The organism is Candidatus Regiella endosymbiont of Tuberolachnus salignus, assembly GCF_964020115.1.
Classification (GTDB): Bacteria; Pseudomonadota; Gammaproteobacteria; order Enterobacterales; family Enterobacteriaceae; genus Regiella; species Regiella insecticola.
This window is the reverse complement of sequence record NZ_OZ026542.1, coordinates 1,829,283-1,850,562: the sequence shown is the minus strand read 5'-3', so window position 1 is coordinate 1,850,562 and position 21,280 is coordinate 1,829,283. Positions and strand designations below refer to the sequence as shown.

Here is a 21,280-nt window from a genome sequence, read left to right as displayed (position 1 = left end):
TGATAACCCTATGATTGAAAAAATTATTATCGCTAACCGGGGAGAAATTGCTTTACGGATATTGCGAGCTTGTAAAGAACTCGGGATAAAAACGGTGGCAGTTCACTCTACGGCGGATCGTGATCTAAAACATGTTTTATTGGCGGACGAAACAGTATGCATTGGCTCCGCGCCTTCGGTTAAAAGCTATTTGAATATTCCTGCCATTATTGCAGCAGCAGAAATAACCGGTGCCACTGCTATTCATCCGGGATATGGTTTTTTGTCTGAAAATGCAGATTTTGCCGAACAAGTAGAGCATTCAGGATTTATTTTTATTGGCCCAACAGCAGAAACGATTCGCTTAATGGGCGATAAAGTTTCCGCCATCAACGCCATGAAAAAAGCAGGGGTTCCTTGTGTACCTGGATCTGACGGTTCATTAGGCAATGATGCCAAAAAAAATCAGGCGGTGGCAAAAAAAATAGGCTATCCGGTTCTTATTAAAGCCTCCGGGGGAGGGGGGGGACGAGGTATGCGGGTAGTTCATGATGCTAAAGATTTAGAAAAAGCTATCGATATGACCCGAACAGAGGCTAAAGCTGCTTTTAATAACGATACGGTTTATATGGAAAAATATCTTGAAAATCCTCGCCATATCGAAATTCAAATCTTAGCCGATGGTAAAGGTAATGCGCTTTATCTCGCTGAACGTGACTGTTCAATGCAGCGCCGTCATCAAAAAGTGGTGGAAGAAGCCCCCGCCCCTGGTCTTAGCAATGATATTCGGTCTAATATCGGTGAATGCTGTGTCAAAGCCTGCATTGATATTGGCTACCGTGGCGCCGGTACCTTTGAATTTCTGTATGAGAATGGTGAATTTTATTTTATTGAGATGAATACACGTATTCAGGTTGAACATCCCGTCACCGAGATGATAACGGGTATTGATCTGATCAAAGAACAGCTGCGGATTGCGGCAGGTCAACGACTTTCTATTCAACAAGACGATGTGGTAGTTCGTGGCCATGCGATTGAATGTCGTATTAACGCGGAAGACGCAAAAACTTTCCTACCTAGCCCTGGAAAAATTACGCGGTTCCATGCCCCAGGAGGGTTTGGTGTACGCTGGGAATCGCATATTTATACCAATTACACTGTGCCACCCTATTATGATTCGATGATTGGAAAACTGATTACTTATGGTGAAAATCGTGAAGCGGCGATTGCACGTATGAAGCATGCATTGACGGAGCTGATTATTGATGGAATCAAAACTAATATTGAATTGCATCAACAAATTATGGATGATGAATGCTTTCAGAAAGGGAGTACCAATATCCACTATTTGGAAAAAAAACTAGAATTACAAGAAAATTAATTATACTCACAGTTCTTTAAGTTGCCGCTTTTTTTTATCCAAAATTTCGTGGAACTGTTGATACATCAATGTTATACCCTTTGTCTTTGAAGTTGCCTTCGGCTGCCAGGCAGGGCGTGAGACTCGATGAGCGTCGACATACCATGAGGGCGAAGGCTCGCAGCCAACATCAAAGGCGAAGGGTATATAGCCGCATCAGTCTAATTTGATTCAAGGCGGAGGAGCACAGACAGTACAAATAGTACGGCAGGCGACGACAACATAAAATCAAATTAGACTGATGTGGTTATATTGACATCCTCTTCATTTCTCCCCGACTTAGGTCGATGGGATCCCCCTTTCGGAAAATGATGAAAGCAATAATGAATAAAAGATTCATTCAAATTCACAAAGAGGCACGATGGTCTTTAGGCTTAACACTGCTGTACCTAGCAGGATGGATAATAAGCGCTTACCTACCTGGCAATGCCCTTGGGGTAACTAGACTGCCTTTGTGGTTTGAAATAGCCTGTATTTTCCTGCCATTACTCTTTATTTTCCTTTGTTGGTTGATGGTGCGACTGATTTTTCGTGATATGTCGTTGGAAGAGCCCGATGCAGATTAATGTGGTTTTACCGTTATGCGCCTATCTTATCTTAATTTTCGCTTTATCTTTTTATTCTTATACTCGTCCGCGAACTGGAAGTTTTCTTAACGAATATTTTGTCGGCAATCGTTCTATGGGGGGGTTTTTGTTAGCGATGACATTAACCACCACCTATATTGGCGCTAGTTCGTTTATCGGCGGGCCAGGGGCGGCATATAAATATGGATTAGGTTGGGTATTATTGTCGATGATCCAACTGCCAGTAGTCTGGTTATCTTTAGGCGTATTGGGCAAAAAACTGGCTATTTTGGCACGTCGTTATAACGCTGTCACATTGAACGATATATTGTATGCCCGTTATCAAAGCCGTTTACTGGTTTGGTTAGCCAGTATCAGTTTACTAATGGCTTTGATTGGTGCGATGACAGCACAATTTATCGGTGGGGCGCGTTTATTGGAAATCGCGGCGGGTATCCCGTATGACGCTGGACTACTGATTTTTGGTCTTAGTACTATTCTGTATACCGCTTTCGGTGGCTTCCGTGCTAGCGTATTAAACGATGCGTTACAGGGGTTGGTGATGTTAATCGGCACTATTTTACTTCTTATTGCCGTAGTCTATGCCGCTGGGGGATTAACGCAAGCAATCGAAAAATTGGTAGATATCGATCCCAATCTGATTTCACCACAAGGGAGTGAGCAGCGCTTAGATTTGCCTTTCATGGCTTCTTTCTGGGTGTTGGTCTGTTTTGGCTTGATTGGTTTGCCTCCTACGGCAGTACGCTGTATCGCTTATAAAGATAGCAAAGCGGTGCATCAAGGGATGATCCTTGGCACTATTGTTGTGGCGATATTAATGTTGGGAATGCATCTGGCGGGAGTATTAGGCCGTGCTGTCTTACCTGATCTTAAGATCCCAGATCAAGTTATTCCAACGTTAATGATCATGGTGCTGCCATCATTTGCTGCTGGAATATTTCTAGCGGCACCACTCGCCGCAATTATGTCGACGATCAATGCCCAGTTGTTACAATCATCTGCAACGATTGTCAAAGATCTGTACCTTAATCTACAGCCTGATCAAATTAAAAATGAGCGAAAACTCACCTATATTTCTAGTTTGTCGACACTCATCTTAGGCCTGTTATTACTCTTAACGGCTTGGTATCCACCAGAGATGATTATCTGGCTTAATCTACTGGCGCTAGGAGGTCTTGAGGTCATCTTTTTATGGCCATTATTACTAGGGTTATATTGGGAGAAAGCCAACGCATATGGTGCCATTAGTTCGATGATGACGGGTGGGATGTGTTATACATTACTGGTTAGCTTTAATATCCATCTTGGCGGTTTTCATCCGATTGTCCCTTCGTTGGCGTTTAATCTGTTGGCTTTTTATATCGGTAACCAGTTTGGTGATAGAAAGCAGACCGTTACCCCCTAATCAGACTTGACATTCTCCCCGACTAAATTCAGCGGAGGATCATCGGTGATGACTGATTTTTAGTACAGAGGGGGAACCTTACAAGGTCAGTACGGTATGCTCTGTCGCTAAAATTAGAGCAGCGACTTAAATGAATTGCACTCCAGCTTTAAAAAATCTGGCGGGGATATACTGATCAAAACCTTCTGCTCTGCAAAATTCTCTTAATTGATTTGATGAATTAACGCCTGCTTTTTGCTTGTATAGCACTTGCAGTTTATTTTCTACTGTGCGGTGAGAAAGATTTAATTTTTTCCCTATTTCCTTCGCACTCATATGGGTATGTAGCAAGCAGAAAATGATTTCAAGTTCTTTTTCAGTAAATTTAAATTTATTGTCCGGTGGCGTTGTAGTTAGCACTGGCGGTATTCTGTCGTTAAACAGTTCATATAAAGAAACAAAATTGAACTTTCTTACATGGTATACGGTGCCAATACACTGCTTGTCGTTGTTAAAGAGGGGAAATTTTTCGCAAAGGGTGTGCTCCCTTCCCCATAAGTTAGTTTGAATCATCGCACCGCGTTTTTTGTTTTTCTCCACCTCTCGATCTTGCTTTTGCAAGTCAGCTTCGAAATCCGCCCAAGAAGCTCCCGAGCATTCACTGTCTAATTTATTTTCCATCTTAAAATTGCTAGGTAATCCACTAAATCTCAGCGTCGATTTATTTGCATACACAAAGCGAGAGCTACAATCCTTCACTCCCCAAGGCTCTTCATTATTTTCCATAAAAGAGATAAGTGAACCCAAAGATTCTGTCTTTATACATTGAGAATCAATGGTTTTTTCGTGGTCTATTGTATTTACCATGATCTTATTCCTCTATCTTGTCTGCCATCGCCTACTTGTAAAAAGTACTTGCTACAAGTCGATATTGCAAGAGCTTCTGAGTAATGTTTTGTATTAATTTTGAGCGTTTCCCGAGTCTAGATCATTTAAGTCCCATTCAGTAAAGGGAATTATGACAGAACTGGGTCGTAATAATTTTTGTGGGACGTAACCCTGATATCCCCTTTTTTTACAAAAATCATTCAAGCTTGCTAGAGACTCGGCTTGCGCCTTTTGATAAATAGTTTTTCGGTGCTGTGCGACCTCTTCTTCAGAGAGTGATAATGCTTCAGCGATGACCGCATCATTGGCGTCTTCACAAAGATAAAAAAGCACTGCAAATTCCTGATCTGTTAAAAAATCATCTGGTTTTTCAACCAGGAAATTAACCGGAGATTCGTGGTTACGGTATTGTTCACCAGTGAAAAAATCCATTTTTTTCCCGTGAAAGATAATACCGATATATTCTTTTTTAGCATTTAACAATGGAAACTTATCAAAAAGATAAGGTTGTATTTTTTCTTCTCGACCAAAACAATAGGTTTCAATTGAAGATACTTTTCTCTTGGTTTTTTTCGCTTGTTGTTCTTGCTCAGTAAATTGAGATAAAAATTGAGAAAAATGGCTATCGGATTGCTTAGTGTCCGGTAATTTTTCGATATTAGATTCTAATGGCAAATTCAATAAATCAAAGAAAGAAGCATTTGCATACAAATAACGTGCATTATGATCTTTGAATCCCCAAGGATCACCGCTATCTTCCCACGATGAAACAAGTGGCGCTGGAACTTCTTCAGGTAGAAATGATAAAGCAGCCTTAGACATATAACCTCCTAGAAAATATTCTTTATACCCTTCGTCTTTCAAGTTACGGCGGCGTTGGCTGCGGGTGCTCGCCGAATCACGTAGTATGTCTACGCTCATCGGTCTCACACCCTTGCCGCCTTGCCGTAACTCGAAATTCATTGGGTATATACCCTTCGTCTTTGAAGCCGCTGTGTTGTTGGCTGCGGGTGTTCGCCTCATCAGGTAGTGTGTCTACGCTCATCGGTCGGTCGCCCTGGCCGTCTAGCGGCAACTTCAAAGACGAAGGGTATAAAACTTGTCGAAATCGCTTGTACTCGCTAATACTTTCATCAACAAAACTAAAACGCTCTTTCATGTCATAAATAGCAGGGCGTTTTAGCTCATTTTTTCATCAAGTTGAGCGTAGTTCAAGAAGATTTCATATGGGTGTTTACGATTAATCGCTAAGTGACTTTTAAAGTAAAACCTATTTAACACCTATAGTGAAAGTAATGCCTGCTCTTTTACATATATTTTACATTGATGAGCAATATCCCCTTTGCCTTTGAAGTTGCCTTCGGCTCCCAGGGCGACCGACTGATGAGCGTAGACATACCATGAGGGCGAGAGCTTGCAGCCAACAGCTCGGCGGCTTCAAAGGTGAAGGGGATCTTAATTTTTAAACAGAAAGGAGAATGCTTAATGAACAAGATGATGCCTATTGGTGATGATTATTCGCTTAGCCGTATCCCCTTGAATGCCCGGTCAAGTTTACTCAGCGTGACATTGGTTCGTGTCGGTGCCATCACAACCTTGGCTCAATTTATGTTAGGTGCCACCTTGGGCCACGCAATGACCTTTAATCAGGCGATGCTGGCCACATTTCTAGGAAGTTTAATCTTAGAGTTTGTTAGCCTTGGGCTGGGTATTGCGGGGGCGCGTGAAGGGCTTTCTACCAGCTTATTAGCGCGATGGTGTGGATTCGGGCGGTTAGGCTCAGTCATTATTGGTGCCGGGATCATGATAAGTTTACTGGGATGGTTTGGTATATTGAACGCCGTGTTGGCCAATAGTGTGGATCACGCTTTAGGAGGATGGCTAGGCTTTGCTTGGGCAGCCGCGATTTCAGGGATATTATTTACCATCTTGGTCGCATTTGGATTTAAAGCCTTGAGTTGGACGGCAAAAATCGCCGTTCCCCTGTTTTTTTTAGCGATCGGCTGGATTTCTTTAACGCTACTGTCGGGTTATTCTATCAGCGAATTATTTTCTTTTGTGCCTACTGGCGAGGCGATGACGATTGGTGCGGGAGCGACCATTGTGGCAGGAGGATATATTGTTGGCGCGTTGATGACACCAGATATTAGTCGCTACTGTAAAAATAGTTGGCATGTGGTGTGGATGACAATGATTTGTATTCTGATCGGTGAATTTATTGTCAATAGTATCGCTATTTTTATTGCTCATACCCTCAATACTGACGATGTGGTGACGATCATGACACAAACATCGGGATGGCTCGGACTCCTTACCGTTATCCTTGCTACCGTGAAAATCAATGATGTTTGCCTGTATTCTGCCTCTCTAGCCTCGGCAAATGTGATAGAAGGGGTAAGCGGAAAAAAATGGAGTCGTACCTGGATCACCCTTGTTTTAGGCACCATAGGCACAGGGCTTTCTGTGATGGGGATTTTAGATAATTTCACTGATTTTCTGCTGTTGCTTGGTGTGATTTTTCCTCCGGTAGCGGGCGTGATGCTGGTGGATTATTACGTGTTACGCGCCAGTCGTCACGTGCTAGATGTGACACGTAAGATACAGCAGCTGCCTAAAGAAGCCCCTTTAATTGGCTGGAATGCTATCATCGCGAGCATAGCGGGGGCTACTGTTGGTCTTATGATCGATTGGGGTGTGCCGTCTTTTAATTCGTTAATGACCGCCAGTGTGGTTTATTGGGTTATTTGCTCCGCGCTATCCTATAGCGCAAGCAGTATGGGTAAGAAGGATACAGCCTAAGCTGTAGCTTTATAAAAATCCGCAGCGGTTGCTTGAAATAGTCGATCCATCGCTTCTATCTCTGCCCGCTGATTGTCAATACCTAATCTCATTTCTGTATGAGCGTCTGCGGAAAAATATCTTGTAAACTCAGTGTGTTCTGGCATGGTTAAAAAAGAGTTTCTTAACTGGCCGGGGGCATTGCTAAAAATTGTTTTGCACTCAGCATAAGCGGCGACCTCAGGGGTATCTTTTACGCTGCCTTGCCAGGTAAATATTTCATTTGACCAAGGGTTGACAATTAAACTGCCCACCTCAGGGAAGTTTCCTAATGCAATGGCATTAATTTCTTCATATTCTGGTGATTGAAAACGAATATAGGTCACTGTAAGTGGAGAGTCGATGGCGCGTAAAAAAGCCAAATCCGCCATCAAAGCACAATTAGCCTGCCCATAGGGTAGTGCATGCTTAATATCCATATAGGTATGAAACAAGAAGCAGTTTTTTGTATCCTCATCAGTATTATCATTAACGCCATTTTTACATAATTCGCTATATTTTTTATTTTTTTCAAAAAGATCAGGAATTCGATTTACAAGACAATCTAGCTGTGCTCTTGAATGCTTAAGTGAAAATCCAGCCAAACTAGGCAGAAAGTGCTGATGCCAATTTTCAAGCCAATTTTCTCCAGCCACGATTTCATATGAACTTTTGATTGAGTTACCAGGATATAGCGTCATTAACCTAAAGATTAAATTAAAACTTTTATTTTCGACACAAGATCTTCCCCAGGCTTCTTTTAAAACAGAGCCTTCTTCTGTTTGTATATTTTTAATACCAATATTCTTTAATTCCTTTATTACTTCATCCCTTGCCTTTTTTAATGGAAGTTGATCTTGTTTAGATAATTTTAATTTTTTTATTTTTCCATCAAAAAGCTTATCATTTTTTATCAATTCTAATAACTTATCTAAAATAAAATTAAACTGATCAAGGCTAGTTCTGTTATTACCTTGATTAGTACTACCAAAAGGAAAAGCCACTTTATTATCTGCTAATAGTTTTTGAGCATATTGCTCTAATGGTTTTGCTGACGATGGGGCGGAGGCGGGTTCATCTACAATCGTCAAAGGCGCAACTGAAGGTAAAATGCTAGCGAGAGGTATCATGATTTTTCCCTTTTTTCTTAACAACTGAATAAATTTTCATCTAAAAGCGTAGAAGTGGAAATGTCACCGAGCAAGGAGTAATGAACACTTAGCGGTTAAAACAGCGGAATGGTGGGAGAGCAGACAGGGTTAAGTGGGCGCACTTGCTTTACAACCGCGCCCGTTATAAATGATTAATAAATTATATTATTTATGACCAGCCACAGTAACTGTGGTTACCACAATAGTCCGCTCGGAGACCAGGTTGGGAACGTTGTTCCCTACGGCTTGCTTTTTCTATAGTGGTATGCGGCTCTCGTGGATTATCTGGTTGTATTTGATGAGGCTTCAAAAGCTTTTCATAATCATGATAACGGCTAGGCGGTTCCGTTTGCGCTACAGCAGACAGAGGTAACAGTAAAAGAGGTAATAATGTTAAAAAATGATATTTTTTCATAAATTTACTCCTCGTATAGAGACAACATATTTTATGCTCCTTCAAGACTACTGCTCTGATTACAAGGCATCACCATCCTATTCTGATACCTTTTAATATTAAGTATTGTTTACTCTTGCTTTTAAATAAAGAATAGTTTTTAAGCTTTACACAGTCCTGAATCAAGGATCGATAGTAACCACTTTTTCTGCCAACAGATTTTGTATCCGACTGATCAATAAAACAGAGGTTCTTTATGCATATTTTGATAACCGGCGCAACCGGTTTAATTGGTCGTGCTGTTACCCAAAAGCTTCTGTCTCTTTCTCACCAAATAACCGTATTGAGCCGCTCTCCACGCAAAGCATTTGATCTACTTGGCCAGAAAGTCACTTGTTGGTCAACATTAAGCGATCAACAACATCTCAATAATGTGGATGCGGTCATCAATTTAGCGGGTGAGCCTATTGCTGATAAACGCTGGACGGCTCAACAAAAAGAGCGCTTATGTCAAAGCCGTTGGCAGATAACTGAACAATTAGCGACGCTGATCAATGCCAGCAGTCATCCCCCGAGCGTATTTATCTCTGGCTCGGCTGTCGGGTTCTACGGCGATAAAAAGCAGGAAATGGTCACTGAAGAAATATCGCCCCAGGATGAATTTACCCATCAACTGTGCGCGCGCTGGGAACAATTGGCATTAACGGCGGCAAGTGATCAAACTCGCGTCTGCCTGTTACGTACCGGTGTGGTATTGGCCGCAAAAGGGGGAGCATTGGCTAAAATGCTGCCTTTATTCCGTCTTGGTTTAGGTGGCTCGATGGGAGAAGGCTATCAATATTTTCCGTGGATCCATATTGATGACATGGTGAATGCAATTGATTATCTGCTGACGCATGACGCTCTACAGGGAGCCTACAATATGGTTTCCCCTTCACCCCTGCGTAACGAGCAATTCAGTGCCATACTGGCTAGCGTTTTGCGCCGTCCTGCCTTTTTACGCGCTCCTGCTAGTCTTATCCGCCTCTTGATGGGAGAATCTGCTGTGTTGGTGTTGGGAGGCCAGCGGGCTGTTCCCAAACGTTTGCAAGACGCCGGTTTTTGCTTTCGCTATGGTGATTTGGAAGACGCTTTGCGGGAATGTATAGCCAAATCAGTTTAATTTGATTTAAGTGTTGTCGTCACTTGCCGTACTGTTTGTACTGTCTGCGCTCCTCCGCCTTGAATCAAATTAAACTGATTCGGCTATATAACAGTGAGTATAAATCACGGTAAATAGCGATAATATTTTAAATATAATGAAATATAAAAAAGATAAAAATATTTATATATTCTCTTTTAAAATTTATATTTAAAAGAGTGGCCATTACTTTTATTATAAATAAAACTGAAATAAGAAAAAATAATAATAATTAATGAATTTATTTTATAAATTTATTAATTTTACGTTATTCTCGCTACATCTTTATATAAATCTTTTATTAGAAAAAGCGATCAATATATAGAGATGATTTAAATTATCGAAATTTAAAATAATGGAATTTTATATGACTTAATATATAAGGATGGGTGCTATGAAAGAAAAAAATGAAACAGAAGACGTTCCCCCGGCAATTTCATCCTCTAGTTATGCTAAAAAATTGTCTCTCTATCCACGCGGCGTAGGTTACACCAATCAAGATACAATACAACCGATTTTTTTTCTAAAACAATTAATCATCCTCCCTCAGGATGTAACAAATCGGTTAATACCTGATGAAAATTCAGCGCCAGCACCTGGTATTACTCCTCGGAGAAGGGCGAGACGTTCCGTTGTTATGCCTCGTTTTAACAGAGGTGTTGCCATGGTGGATACTGGGATAACTCGGTACGGGCGTACGAGCAAGGTTCGTAATGTGTCTCGAGATCAAAGAAGACACGAAAAGGCTTCATCAGAAGAAGAGCAAGAACAATTACGGGCTCAACAAAAATTGATGGCTACGCACCTAATGTCTGATGTGACTATTAGTGCGGCTAAAAACAAGCTAAATAAAATTGAAAAAAAACGCCGACCTTCCCGATCTAGCTCTCGTTTTCGCCAAGTTAGCCCTAATGTTAAGTCAATACGATTAACCGGCGCAGCATTGGGTGTGTTATCGGCTGGGTTTGATTTATACCATGCTGTTTCGGCATTTCGTGCGTTGTCTACCACCACTGATCCTAAAACTAGGCAGGACTTGATAGTGAAAGGTTCACTCTATACAGCGGCGACAAGCGTAGGCATTGGGATGGCCTATGTCGGCGCATTAGGTGGAACTGCAGCCGCTGTGGGGGGGCCAATCGCTGTGGCGTTAGTCGTTGGGATATACGCAACCGCAGAGATTTATACCATGGTACGCGCAATAGAAGAGGTTGAACGCTATGTGAAAAATTTGACCTGGGTAGAAAAACTAAAAATAGCCTGGCTTACATTTAGTGGGCAGATGCTAAGCCCCGATATAGAAAATCCGCTGGCGGCTGCTCACACTAAGCTCGAACTAGAACGCGCTCGCGATAGCGAGTTGGAAAGGCAAATGACAGCGTTACTGCTCTCTGATCGTTTTATTGATAGCCTTTATTTCAGTCGGCCTAATGTTACGATGATAGACCGCAATTTTCAGCAACTCTTTGGTAAGGATCACCGTGGTTATGAGCGCCTGGTACGGGATAATATTCCTCCATCGGAACATCTCGAGCTCGAAGAACTGCAAAGGTCTTTGACTTATGAAGATTATGCCGGATCGAGCCCTGATCCCTATGAGGTGAGAAGATATACTACTTATGTGGCAAGCAGACACGGAGCGATAAAAGTGACGAAAGCCATTTACCGTTACCAGTCGCTTCGCACCGCCCCTAATAGCTATAAAGCTTATAGCCAAGGGAATTTTCAAGAGATTGACGATACCATTGATAGTCATGGCAGATTATCTGCTGGTGTGATTAAACGGCAGTTTATTGGCACGCACGAGCTGGTGGGCAAATTGGTCGATCCACAAGGCAAATCACTCACGACTCGTCTTAACATGATTTACAATGATAATCACGCGATGATGGGTGATTTTAACGGTGATGGCCACCGTGATATTGGCTATTTTTCTCCACAGGGATTTTATTGGCTACGTGCGATGGGGAAAGGCGATTATGCTGCAGCTGAGCGGGTTAAAAATGTCGAAGCGCTTCATGCTCCTACAGTGCGCACGCTGGTGGCAGATATTAACAAAGATAATCTAGACGATATTGTAATTATCGGTAATAGCCGAGATCCTATTCGTATTTTGCTGGCAGAGCCAAATGGCACCTTTACTGACAAACCATTCACACTAACGCCAGGCGCCTTTTCACGAGACGCTATATTGATCGATATTGATAAAGATGGCCGGGCGGATTTAGTAACATTTACTATAAATAATATCAACATCTGCTATGGTAACGCGCATCGCACTTTCGATGCCCCGATTTCCTTTTCAGTGCCAGCATCAAAACGCCCCCCAACAAATCAAAGTACTTATCGTCTGGCCGGCGATATCAATGGTGATGGGTGTGGAGACGTCGTTTGGTTTACCGAAGACGGGTCAATGTCTATTCTGCTGGGCAACCCAAACCGGAAAACCCCTTTTACCGTGCTGAAAACAAAAAAGAGCGCTGCAATAGAAAAGCTAAATGGGGATTTTGATACGGCGCAAATACAGCTGTATGACATGAATGGTGATGGCCGTGCCGATTTTGTGGTGATCCAAGATGATGGCAGCTATACCGTCGCCTATGGGAAAAAGAATGGCGAATTTAGTCGGGAAAAACGGGATGCCGTAGGCGAAGAAGATGGAAAAACGGTGCGCTATCGTCCTAACATACTGGCGGTTCGTCGCCAGCAGCATATCCTTGGGATCAGCACAGGTACTGATGGTTACAAAGCGTTATTGTCTCTTAATCAGCAAGGGGAAGTAAACGCCCATAGCTTTCAGGCTACGCCGATAACAGAGAGAAAAGCGCTTTACAAATTAGGCGGGGCTAATGATACGCTGACTGGTGAGCAGGATAAGAAAAATGACTTTGAAGTTGCAGCAGGGAGAAAACAATTGACAGGCGGGCCGCTTTCAGACCGATTTTTGTTGATGGGCGCCGCTGTGCCGGATACACCAAGTATCCTGAAAGGAGGAATGGATGATAGCGCCCTCGATAATGCTGATACAGTGATCGCTGTCGCCAAACCAAGCGCAATATACAAGGGTTACTACATCGATCTTACCCAAGGTTTTGTCAAGTATCGTTACAAGGATAGCAGCAGCACAGAACCAATACATGTCGCTAACTTGCAGCATATCGAAAACGCCGTAGGGCACCGTGAAACTGATGATATATTGATAGGTAATGATCTGGCCAACATTCTCGATGGCGTGGGCGGCAATGATCGTATTTTTGCTAAAGGTGGTAATGACATTATCAGGTTGCAAGCCGGTGAAGCACACGGTGGGCAGGGGGTCGATATCTATCATATTTTGCAACATAACAGTCAACGACATCTATCGATAACATTGGTAGAAACCGCAAATCAGCAAGAAAACAGCAGCATCATACTGGACTATAAGGCAGAGCAAATTATCGCGATTAACCAGGTAGGTGGCGATGTTTTGCTGACGCTACGTAGCGATAGTGGTTCGTCCACGACTTTGACATTACGTGATATTTACAGTGCCCCTCAAGATAATAAAAGAACATTACAGCATGACTATCAGCTGCATACCCGTGATGGGTTCTTAATAGGATGGCCGCCTACCGTAGCGGCACGCCGAAATATGGGTCCGTTTGCTACTATTCTAGCCGCTCAATACAACCCAATAAATGATCGAAGCTGGAAAATGCGCACGCAAGGCTTAGAAACGGAAAGTATATCGGTTCGTTTACAATCACGTAATCAACAGGGACAGGGGCAAATCACTATTTCGGATCGTCATGGTTTGATAAAGAGTACCGCCGTATTACCTAGATTTATGCAATTGGTGATGGAAGTCCCCTTATTTAACGATATCAGGGAAGGAGAAAGCGGCGATGATACTTATTGGTATGCCACCGGGGACGGTCACGATAGCATTATTGAAAAAGGAGGTAATGACCGCTTAACGTTCATATCAGAAGAAATCACCAAAGAAAAACTATGGTTGAAAAAAGAAAACAATGATTTGATTGTCTTGGTGAATGGCTCAGATTCAGGTGATAGCCTGACGATAAAAGATTATTACGCTCTATCACAACGCTCAGGGGTTGAATCAAAGATAGAAAAAATAGAAGCAGGGAAGTATCAATTAGTAGGCAATAACATCGACAGAATGGTGATGGCGATGGCGGCTTTCTCAACTAGCGCTGATGAGTTGAACATGGGTGCACGGCTTGATGAAATACAGCAGCAAATCAACACACTATGGGTAGAAAGCACGATGAGGTTGACAGCCTAATTGATTAGTATATCACCGGTAAGTTTACGATATAGCCAAATCATTTTAACGTGATTTAAGTGTTGTCGTCGCTTGCCGTATTATTTTTACTGTCTGTGCTCTTCTGTCTTGAATCAAATTAGACTGATTCGGTTATACCAAATTGAAATTCAAGATAACTTGCCGGTGATATCAAAATGCCTTTCCACACCTAAGCTCGAATGAGTTATTGCTTTGACTTGCCAACACCTCGAACTTGAGCCACTCCCCTATGCAATGATATAGTTGCCCGCTTATTATACCCTTCGCCTTTCAAGTTACGGCGGCGTTGGCTGCGGTCGCTCGCCGAATCACGTAGTATGTCTACGCTCATCGGTCTTACCCCCTTGCCGCCTTGCCGTAACTCGAAATTCATTGGGTATATAACAACGACATATAAAATCATACAATAAAGGAATTTACGCAATGCGTATCATTCTGCTGGGCGCTCCGGGCGCTGGTAAAGGCACTCAAGCTCAATTCATTGTGGAAAAGTATTCTATTCCACAAATTTCAACCGGTGATATGTTACGCACTGTCATTCAAACAAATTCTGAGCTCGGTATAAAAGCAAAAAAAATCATGGAAGCAGGGAAGTTAGTTCCTGATGAACTGGCCATCACATTGGTAAAGCAACGTATTAGTCAAGACGACTGCCGAGATGGTTTCTTACTCGATGGATTTCCTCGTACGCTTTCCCAAGCCGATGCCATCGTTGAAGCTGGTATCAACATTGATTATGTATTGGAGTTTGATGTACCCGACCAAGTGATTATTGAACGTATCGCTGGGCGCCGTATTCATGCCCCTTCTGGCCGCATTTATCACCTACGATTCAATCCGCCTAAAATTGAAAATAAAGACGATGTCACTGGTGAGCCACTCACTCTACGTAAAGACGATCAAGAAGCAACGGTACGTCAACGCCTGATTGAGTATCACCAACAAACGGAACCATTACTTTCCTACTATCGTAAGCAGGCCGCCGCTGGTAATACGCATTATTTTAAACTTGATGGCACTCACAAAGTCAGTGAAATCAGAGACGAACTTACCACCATCCTTGGTTAATTACACATTGACTTAATCATCTTCCCGTTAACCAGAACAGGCTAAACATCCGTCCGGTTTGAAATGAGGGATGCAAGATTATTGATGCCTAATGCATTGCTCTTATTTAGCAAAACATTAGGCATTGACTTGAATTTATAAGCCAATTCAACGAAGAAAGCATAGTCTGTTGGCACGAATCTAACATTCTGAACGATGGTATCGTCACCCGCTGCTATTTACCCTTTGATTACCACAACAAGTAACCGTTATCGACTTCATTCCTAAAAACTTAGGTAAATACATTTTTCAGCGTTCCCACAGGTGATACCTGGTGTGGATCCTGGAGCCACTGCGCATCCACTCACTTTTACCCTATTACCAGCGCCATAACATAAATAAAATTCATTCTCTGCAGGTCAGAGTGCCATTTTTTAACAGTTAGATGGCAATGAATAGAATAATAGTTGCATACACGACAATGAACGGTATAATTCACCCCGCTTCAATCAATGTGATATTTAAGTGCCGAAGTGGCGAAATCGGTAGACGCAGTTGATTCAAAATCAACCGCCTTCTGGGCATGCCGGTTCGATTCCGGCCTTCGGCACCATTCAATAGTAAACAGACGTCTACCGACGTCTTTTTTTATGCCAAAAATCCAGTTATTACAAGGCTTATCACGCTTTTTCTGTCTTCCAACGTCTACTCAGTTCGACCCACATCAACAGACTCATGAGGGTACAAATGCGGGTATATACGGGTTCGATAAAATCATGTACCCTCAAATACACTGAAGGAGAAGAATATAAAGGAACCCCTATCATGGCGCTTACTGATGTGAAAGTACGTTCAGCCAAACCCGCAGAGAAAGCGTATAAGCTCACGGACGGTGAAGGCATGTTTCTTTTGATTCATCCTAATGGCTCAAAATATTGGCGCTTACGTTATCGTTTTGGCGGTAAAGAGAAGATGCTGGCTTTGGGCGTTTACCCTGAAATCACACTTTCTGATGCCAGACATAAACGCGACCAGGCCAGAAAGTTGGTCGCGGCAGGAGCCGATCCCAGTGAATACAAAAAGGCAGTCAAAGTCGAGCAACAAAGTGCAGCGAATAATTTTGAAACCGTAGCCAGAGCCTGGCACGGGAGTAACAAAAAATGGTCGGCTTCCCATAGCACCAGAGTCTTAAAAAGTTTGGTAGATCATGTGTTCCCTTCGATAGGCCATCGTAATATTGCTGATCTCAAAACACGCGATTTATTAACACCGATAAAAGTGGTTGAACATTCAGGGCGATTAGAGATTGCAGCACGCCTGCAACAACGCACTACCGCCATCATGCGTTACGCTGTTCAGAGTGGCATGATTGATTACAATCCGGCTCAGGATATGGCTGGTGTCAACGCTACTTTAGATTGACCACTTTTTGCTACTTTAAAATGTCCAGTTTTTGCTAATTTTCCTGTTGGGTTTCTATTCCAGGCGCCTGGATAATATCAGTCGTTTTTATAGGCAACATGCCTGCTTTGCGTTTATTTTTGAGTCGATAGCTTTCTCCTTTAATATTCAATGTGGTTGAATGATGTAAAAGCCTGTCTAAAATCGCAGTTGCTAAAATGTGATCACCGAATACGTCCCCCCAATCAGTAAAACTTTTATTTGATGTGAGAATGATGCTCGCCTTTTCATAACGACGGCTCAATAACCTGAAAAATAGGCTAGCTTCTTCGCGATTCATCGGTAAATACCCGATTTCATCCAGTATTAATACCCTGGCATAGCACAGTTGCTGAAGTTGGCGTTCCAGACGGTTTTCTTGCTTTGCCTTCATTAAGGTACAGCAGAGTCTATCCAGAGGCATAAACAATACCCGATGCCCAGCTGTAGCTGCCTTGACAGCCAGCGCTATCGCCAAATGCGTTTTCCCTACCCCAGGTGGGCCTAACAAAATGACGTTTTCATGATGTTCGACAAACCTCAGCCCCGCCAGCTCGCGGATAATTTTCCTGTCTATACTTGGTTGGAAAGTAAAGTCAAATTGCTCCAAGGTTTTTATCCACGGCAAACGTGCTTGTTTTAACCGCGATTCCAAGCCTTTTTGGTGACGCCCGTTCCATTCCTGGGCTAATGCCTGCTGGAGAAATTCACGGTAGTTCAGTGCTTTCTTGGTGGCTTCTTCACATAAACTCTCCAACGCATCGCCCAGGTAATCCATTTTTAACCGTATCAACAAGTTTTCCATTTCCATCAGAGTAGCTCCTCATACACACTGAGCGAACGAGACGCTACTCGATTGACCTGTTGCCAAAGGGCTTGATGATGTTCTGGCACCTTTTGCCAGCCCTGCGTTACCTCCTGCAAGAGATGCGTCGCGAGCAGTTGCTCATCGCCGTAAATACGTAGCGTATTATCTAAACCGATACGAATATTAACCGCACGACCACACCAGAATGAAGGCACGCTATAGCGATTACCTCTGACATCGATATAGCTGTCCCATGCCACTTGTCGTAGGTCGAAGTAGCTGGTATCGAAATCAGTCGCAGGGAGTGGCATCAAGGCTATTTTTTCCTCAGCAAAACGATTTTCCGGTGTCTGCTTGAATTGACGAAGATGACGCTGGTCTGCCACTTTCGCCAGCCACATCGCTAGCAGTTGATTAACATGAGCGAAACTCTCAAACTGACGGTAGCGAGTGAAAAAATTGTGTTTAACATAGCCCACCATCCGTTCGGTTTTGCCTTTCGTTTGCGGTCGATAAGGCTTACAGGCGCGAGGGCTAAACCCATAGTGATTAGCCAGTTGCAGGAAGCCCGCATTGAACTCGATGTGGCCATTTTGTCCATGTTTGATAACAGCGGCTTTTTGGTTATCTACCAAGACATTTTTTACGCTGCCACCGAAGTAATTGAAGCTGCGAACCAGCGATTCATACGTGTGCTCAGCATCTTGCTTAGGGGCAGCAAAGACATGAAAGCGACGCGAAAAACCGAGCGTATTAACGGCAAAATTAACCGTACAGGCAGAGCCTGCCACCTCAACGATGATTTCTCCCCAATCGTGTTGAAGTTGATAACCGGGGAGGGTTTCAAAGCGTACCGTGTTTTTCGAGGCCCTGAGCGGACGTTTGGGATGTATATAACGTCGGAGCATCGCACTCCCACCCCGGTAGCCTTTTTCACGGATTTCCTCAAAAATAACCGCCGCATTCCAAACCTGTTCACTCAACCTTGAATCGATGTAGTCTTTAAAGGGCTCGAGTTTAGCAACCTGTTTTTTACCGCGTTTTGCTGTTGGCGGCGCAGGATAGCTAATGTGCCGTCTCACCGTCTTTTCTGAACACCCTATCTGATGGGCAATATCAACAATAAATGCCCCCTGTTGATGGCGTTGTTTTATCATGTAGTGGTCCTCTCTTCTTAGCATGCTTATTTCCCTCATGGCTTTGTCACCACAAAGGAAACTGCATTCTGGCTTGAGTGGACAAATTAAATTAGCAATTTACGGTCTTTTATCATTAGCGCTGACACTGGCGCCATTGCTACCGGTAAATGTGTCCATCGCCCCGCGTTAGATTTTGTACGTATTCCTGAATTATTTGAACGAATAGAAAACTATAAAGGGCGTTTACTCACCCAGTTAGCGGTAAAATTGACGTTACTGGTTTTTATTCGTTCCAGCGAACTTCGGTTTGCTCGGTACAACGAAGTGGATTTCGAACGTGCACTGTGGACAATACCGGCAGAGAGGGAAGCACTTAAAGGCGTCAAATATTCATCTCGTGGTGCTAAAATGCGCACCCCTCACCTCGTCCCATTAAGTCGACAAGCCGTTGCTGTTTTAGAGCAAATAAAAGCGATCAGTGGTGAACACGAACTCATCTTTATTGGTGATCATTATTCACATAAACCTATGAGTGAAAATACGGTCAATAAAGCCCTTAGGATAATGGGTTATGACACAAAAACAGAAGTCTGTGGCCACGGTTTTCGTGCTATGGCGTGCGGTGCGCTCATTGAATCGGCACTGTGGTCAAGGGATGCGGTCGAACGCCAGATGAGCCATCAAGAAAGAAATAATGTCAGAGCTGCCTATATTCATAAAGCGGAGCATCTAGAAGAAAGACGTTTAATGGTGCAATGGTGGGCAGATTATCTGGATGCGAATAGAGACTGCGCCATCACCCCCTATGAATTTGCACGAACGAAAAATATGATGCAAAGTCCATTTAACAATGTCCGCCCAAGTCTGAATGAAGAGACAGGGCTAGTCCGAAATAGGCATTAAAAGCACAAGTTATGTCTAGGCTGATCCCCGAAAACCAGTACACCTCTACTGGCTGGCATAGCTCTTAACTAATAGAGGGCGTGAGGTGACGTAGTGACAAGTAAAGAGGATTATTTTTCACGGTTAAATGATAGAGTTTCATTATATTCTATAGAGGAACTGGGGAAAGTAGCTGATCGTGTCCATCTTTTTTTGAGAATGAAGAACAGGACAGATAAGCAAATTAAATATGTTCAGGATCTCATTTATCAGTTGATTGAAATATATTTCGAGCAAGAACAAGACAAGGAAATAAGCGAGCTTAAAGAAAATCTTCTCGATCACATAAGTTATTCAAGTGATCCTCATCCTGATCAACACCTTTTTGAATTTGATTATTGCAAAGACGGCCTAGCACTTTATTTCATTGGCTGTACGTCAGATTTGGATGCGCCCAACGAAGAGAATATGGATCCTATTGATGCTTTGGGAGAAATTGTTCATTGGTTAAAAGATGATGAAACAGAAGATGGATTCATTGATGCTGAACCTTGTGAGTATTTTTACGCGCTCAGCCTTTCATTGATTAACGATGCTGTTAGCTTTATAAAATTAATTGGTAAAAAGCCCGTAAGAAAAGGAAATATATCGTTGGGTGTGTCTCACCCTATAACTGAAGCTGCCATGAAAGCATATAAGGCAATGTGTTATGGCGATAAGATCAAAACCGAGGCTATGCATGAAAGCCAGTTAAATAAGCTATATAAAGAAAATAGTCTATTAAAAGAAAAAATTGATGAATTGAGTGGAATACATAAAAAAGAAGAAATAAAAAAAGTGGAAATGCTCAAAAAAGCTACTGACTCCAGGCATAAAAAGAATCGTGCGGCTAAAATGCTTGTATGTCAGGATTGGTTTGAAAAGAAATCTATTTATAAAACAGCAATGGAAGCCGCGGGGTATTATAAAACGTGGTTAGAGAGTAAAAGTTATGTTTACGAACTGATAACGATAAGAAATTGGATACTCCTGTACGCCAAGGAAAAAGGTGTAAGATGGTAGTTGTACTTAATAGAAAGAACCTTGTACACAGTAGACTGTATGCTCTACTTAATAGGGTTATGGATTGTTTTCTACGCTAGTCTAGAGTTCTCCCTTGTTATTTAAAAGTATATAGGGAGATTAGATGTCACAAACACTTATCCGTTTACCCGAAGTCCAGCGCCGTACTGGTTACAGTAAGGCATGGATTTACCGTCTTATCAGTCAACATCGTTTTCCTGTGCCGGTAAAGATTGGCACGCGCGCTATCGCTTTTATCGAAAGTGAAGTGGATGCATGGATTAATCAACGCATTATAGAATCACGTGGGGAGGTGGCGTGATGACTCGGGTATTCAATTCGATAGTACCAAAAGAATTTTGCTTTCAAGAAGATGAAGAGCTTTATAATTGTCTATGCCACGATAAGAAGCGTTTGCAAATTACTTCTCTTTCTACATGTCTTTCATCTATCCAATTTGTACCGCTCACCACGGGTACACAAAAAGGAAAGAGTAATACAGTAAATATTACTCTTTGGAATAGCTGCCGCTTCAATGATAAAAAAAATCATATTCAGCCAATGACTGTATTAAGAGTAAATCAACTTTTTGGCTCAATGCCTCGCCTATTTAGCTCGCGTTGCAGTAATCTTTTAATCCATCCTGACTTATTGTCGTCACCGTCTTCTTTCATGGCGATAACAAGACGTTTAAATAAGTCATTATCCAGTCGTAGTTGGACAACATGGCGTTCTTTATTTTCTGTTGTTGACATTGTCAACTCCTGTGGGTTAATCTGCAATAGAGTTGACA

General features: G+C 42.6%; 19 protein-coding genes, 1 tRNA gene and 2 pseudogenes. 13 read left to right on the top strand and 9 right to left on the bottom strand.

From position 1 onward, the window contains the following. The first annotated feature begins 10 nt into the window (after nt 1-10). The 3 genes from accC to panF all read left to right on the top strand — a co-directional run bounded on the left by accC (nt 11) and on the right by panF (nt 3,391). A complete protein-coding gene (gene accC, locus AACL30_RS09470) occupies nt 11-1,360 on the top strand; it encodes an acetyl-CoA carboxylase biotin carboxylase subunit (RefSeq protein ID WP_339058440.1) in 1,350 nt (449 codons plus the stop codon). 362 nt (nt 1,361-1,722) lie between these two features. Further along, complete coding sequence (locus AACL30_RS09465; protein ID WP_006707829.1) at nt 1,723-1,965, top strand: YhdT family protein; 243 nt, start codon at nt 1,723-1,725, stop codon at nt 1,963-1,965. Then, nucleotides 1,955-3,391, top strand: coding sequence for a sodium/pantothenate symporter (gene panF, locus AACL30_RS09460; RefSeq protein WP_339056472.1), 1,437 nt, complete (start codon nt 1,955-1,957; stop codon nt 3,389-3,391). Before AACL30_RS09465 ends, panF begins: the two co-directional genes overlap by 11 nt. A gap of 126 nt (nt 3,392-3,517) precedes the next feature. Here panF and AACL30_RS09455 read toward each other — a convergent pair whose 3' ends face one another. The 3 genes from AACL30_RS09455 to AACL30_RS09445 all read right to left on the bottom strand — a co-directional run bounded on the left by AACL30_RS09455 (nt 3,518) and on the right by AACL30_RS09445 (nt 5,417). Beyond that, complete coding sequence (locus AACL30_RS09455) at nt 3,518-4,237, bottom strand: LuxR family transcriptional regulator (RefSeq protein WP_339056471.1); 720 nt, start codon at nt 4,235-4,237, stop codon at nt 3,518-3,520. A gap of 93 nt (nt 4,238-4,330) precedes the next feature. Then, nucleotides 4,331-5,221: a PAS domain-containing protein gene (locus tag AACL30_RS09450; RefSeq protein ID WP_339056470.1), complete on the bottom strand. Its 891-nt coding sequence runs from the start codon at nt 5,219-5,221 to the stop codon at nt 4,331-4,333. Continuing rightward, nucleotides 5,157-5,417, bottom strand: coding sequence for a hypothetical protein (locus tag AACL30_RS09445; RefSeq protein WP_339056469.1), 261 nt, complete (start codon nt 5,415-5,417; stop codon nt 5,157-5,159). Before AACL30_RS09445 ends, AACL30_RS09450 begins: the two co-directional genes overlap by 65 nt. Before the next feature lie 326 nt (nt 5,418-5,743). Between AACL30_RS09445 and AACL30_RS09440 the strand changes: the two genes are divergently transcribed. Next, nucleotides 5,744-7,057, top strand: coding sequence for a cytosine permease (locus AACL30_RS09440; protein WP_339056468.1), 1,314 nt, complete (start codon nt 5,744-5,746; stop codon nt 7,055-7,057). Here the strand turns inward: AACL30_RS09440 and AACL30_RS09435 are convergent. Further along, on the bottom strand, nt 7,054-8,205 hold the full coding sequence (locus tag AACL30_RS09435) for a hypothetical protein (RefSeq protein WP_339056467.1): 1,152 nt from the start codon (nt 8,203-8,205) through the stop codon (nt 7,054-7,056). The two genes, AACL30_RS09440 and AACL30_RS09435, sit on opposite strands and share 4 nt — an antisense overlap. A 190-nt stretch (nt 8,206-8,395) precedes the next feature. Then, entirely contained in the window at nt 8,396-8,641 is a 246-nt protein-coding gene (locus AACL30_RS09430; RefSeq protein ID WP_339056466.1) for a hypothetical protein, read from the bottom strand. A gap of 235 nt (nt 8,642-8,876) precedes the next feature. Between AACL30_RS09430 and AACL30_RS09425 the strand changes: the two genes are divergently transcribed. Both AACL30_RS09425 and AACL30_RS09420 read left to right on the top strand, forming a co-directional pair. Continuing rightward, nucleotides 8,877-9,782 (top strand): TIGR01777 family oxidoreductase, encoded by a 906-nt coding sequence (locus tag AACL30_RS09425; protein ID WP_339056465.1) that lies wholly within the window; start codon nt 8,877-8,879, stop codon nt 9,780-9,782. Nucleotides 9,783-10,194: 412 nt separating this feature from the next. Then, nucleotides 10,195-14,088, top strand: coding sequence for an FG-GAP-like repeat-containing protein (locus AACL30_RS09420; RefSeq protein WP_339056464.1), 3,894 nt, complete (start codon nt 10,195-10,197; stop codon nt 14,086-14,088). A gap of 205 nt (nt 14,089-14,293) precedes the next feature. Here AACL30_RS09420 and AACL30_RS09415 read toward each other — a convergent pair whose 3' ends face one another. Next, complete coding sequence (locus tag AACL30_RS09415) at nt 14,294-14,482, bottom strand: hypothetical protein (RefSeq protein ID WP_339056463.1); 189 nt, start codon at nt 14,480-14,482, stop codon at nt 14,294-14,296. Between the two features lie 50 nt (nt 14,483-14,532). Here AACL30_RS09415 and adk point away from each other — a divergent pair, with 50 nt between their 5' ends. The 3 genes and pseudogenes from adk to AACL30_RS09400 all read left to right on the top strand — a co-directional run. Further along, the gene (gene adk / locus AACL30_RS09410) at nt 14,533-15,177 is read left to right on the top strand and encodes an adenylate kinase (protein WP_339056462.1); all 645 of its coding nucleotides are present in this window, start codon (nt 14,533-14,535) and stop codon (nt 15,175-15,177) included. 506 nt (nt 15,178-15,683) lie between these two features. Beyond that, nucleotides 15,684-15,769: transfer RNA gene (locus AACL30_RS09405), tRNA-Leu, on the top strand. 212 nt (nt 15,770-15,981) lie between these two features. Beyond that, a pseudogene (locus AACL30_RS09400) lies at nt 15,982-16,569 on the top strand (tyrosine-type recombinase/integrase); the annotation flags it as partial. A gap of 43 nt (nt 16,570-16,612) precedes the next feature. On the opposite strand, the gene istB reads toward AACL30_RS09400, so the two are convergent. Next, entirely contained in the window at nt 16,613-17,410 is a 798-nt protein-coding gene (gene istB / locus AACL30_RS09395) for an IS21-like element helper ATPase IstB (RefSeq protein ID WP_339058365.1), read from the bottom strand. Next, nucleotides 17,407-18,585: an IS21 family transposase gene (istA, locus tag AACL30_RS09390; protein ID WP_339056344.1), complete on the bottom strand. Its 1,179-nt coding sequence runs from the start codon at nt 18,583-18,585 to the stop codon at nt 17,407-17,409. Before istA ends, istB begins: the two co-directional genes overlap by 4 nt. On the opposite strand from istA, the gene AACL30_RS09385 reads away from it, so the two are divergent. From AACL30_RS09385 to AACL30_RS09370, 4 genes and pseudogenes are all read left to right on the top strand, one after another. Next, nucleotides 18,584-18,733 carry a hypothetical protein gene (locus AACL30_RS09385; RefSeq protein WP_339056461.1) on the top strand — a complete coding sequence of 50 codons (150 nt, stop codon included), beginning with the start codon at nt 18,584-18,586 and terminating at the stop codon, nt 18,731-18,733. The two genes, istA and AACL30_RS09385, sit on opposite strands and share 2 nt — an antisense overlap. Beyond that, nucleotides 18,691-19,446: pseudogene (locus tag AACL30_RS09380) on the top strand (tyrosine-type recombinase/integrase); the annotation flags it as partial. The gene AACL30_RS09385 and the pseudogene AACL30_RS09380, both read left to right, overlap by 43 nt. A 93-nt stretch (nt 19,447-19,539) precedes the next feature. Continuing rightward, on the top strand, nt 19,540-20,487 hold the full coding sequence (locus AACL30_RS09375; RefSeq protein ID WP_339056460.1) for a hypothetical protein: 948 nt from the start codon (nt 19,540-19,542) through the stop codon (nt 20,485-20,487). 124 nt (nt 20,488-20,611) lie between these two features. Next, nucleotides 20,612-20,809, top strand: coding sequence for a helix-turn-helix transcriptional regulator (locus tag AACL30_RS09370; protein ID WP_176487135.1), 198 nt, complete (start codon nt 20,612-20,614; stop codon nt 20,807-20,809). Between the two features lie 259 nt (nt 20,810-21,068). Here the strand turns inward: AACL30_RS09370 and AACL30_RS09365 are convergent, their stop codons facing one another. Beyond that, a complete protein-coding gene (locus tag AACL30_RS09365) occupies nt 21,069-21,242 on the bottom strand; it encodes a hypothetical protein (RefSeq protein WP_176603445.1) in 174 nt (57 codons plus the stop codon). Nucleotides 21,243-21,280 lie beyond the last annotated feature (38 nt).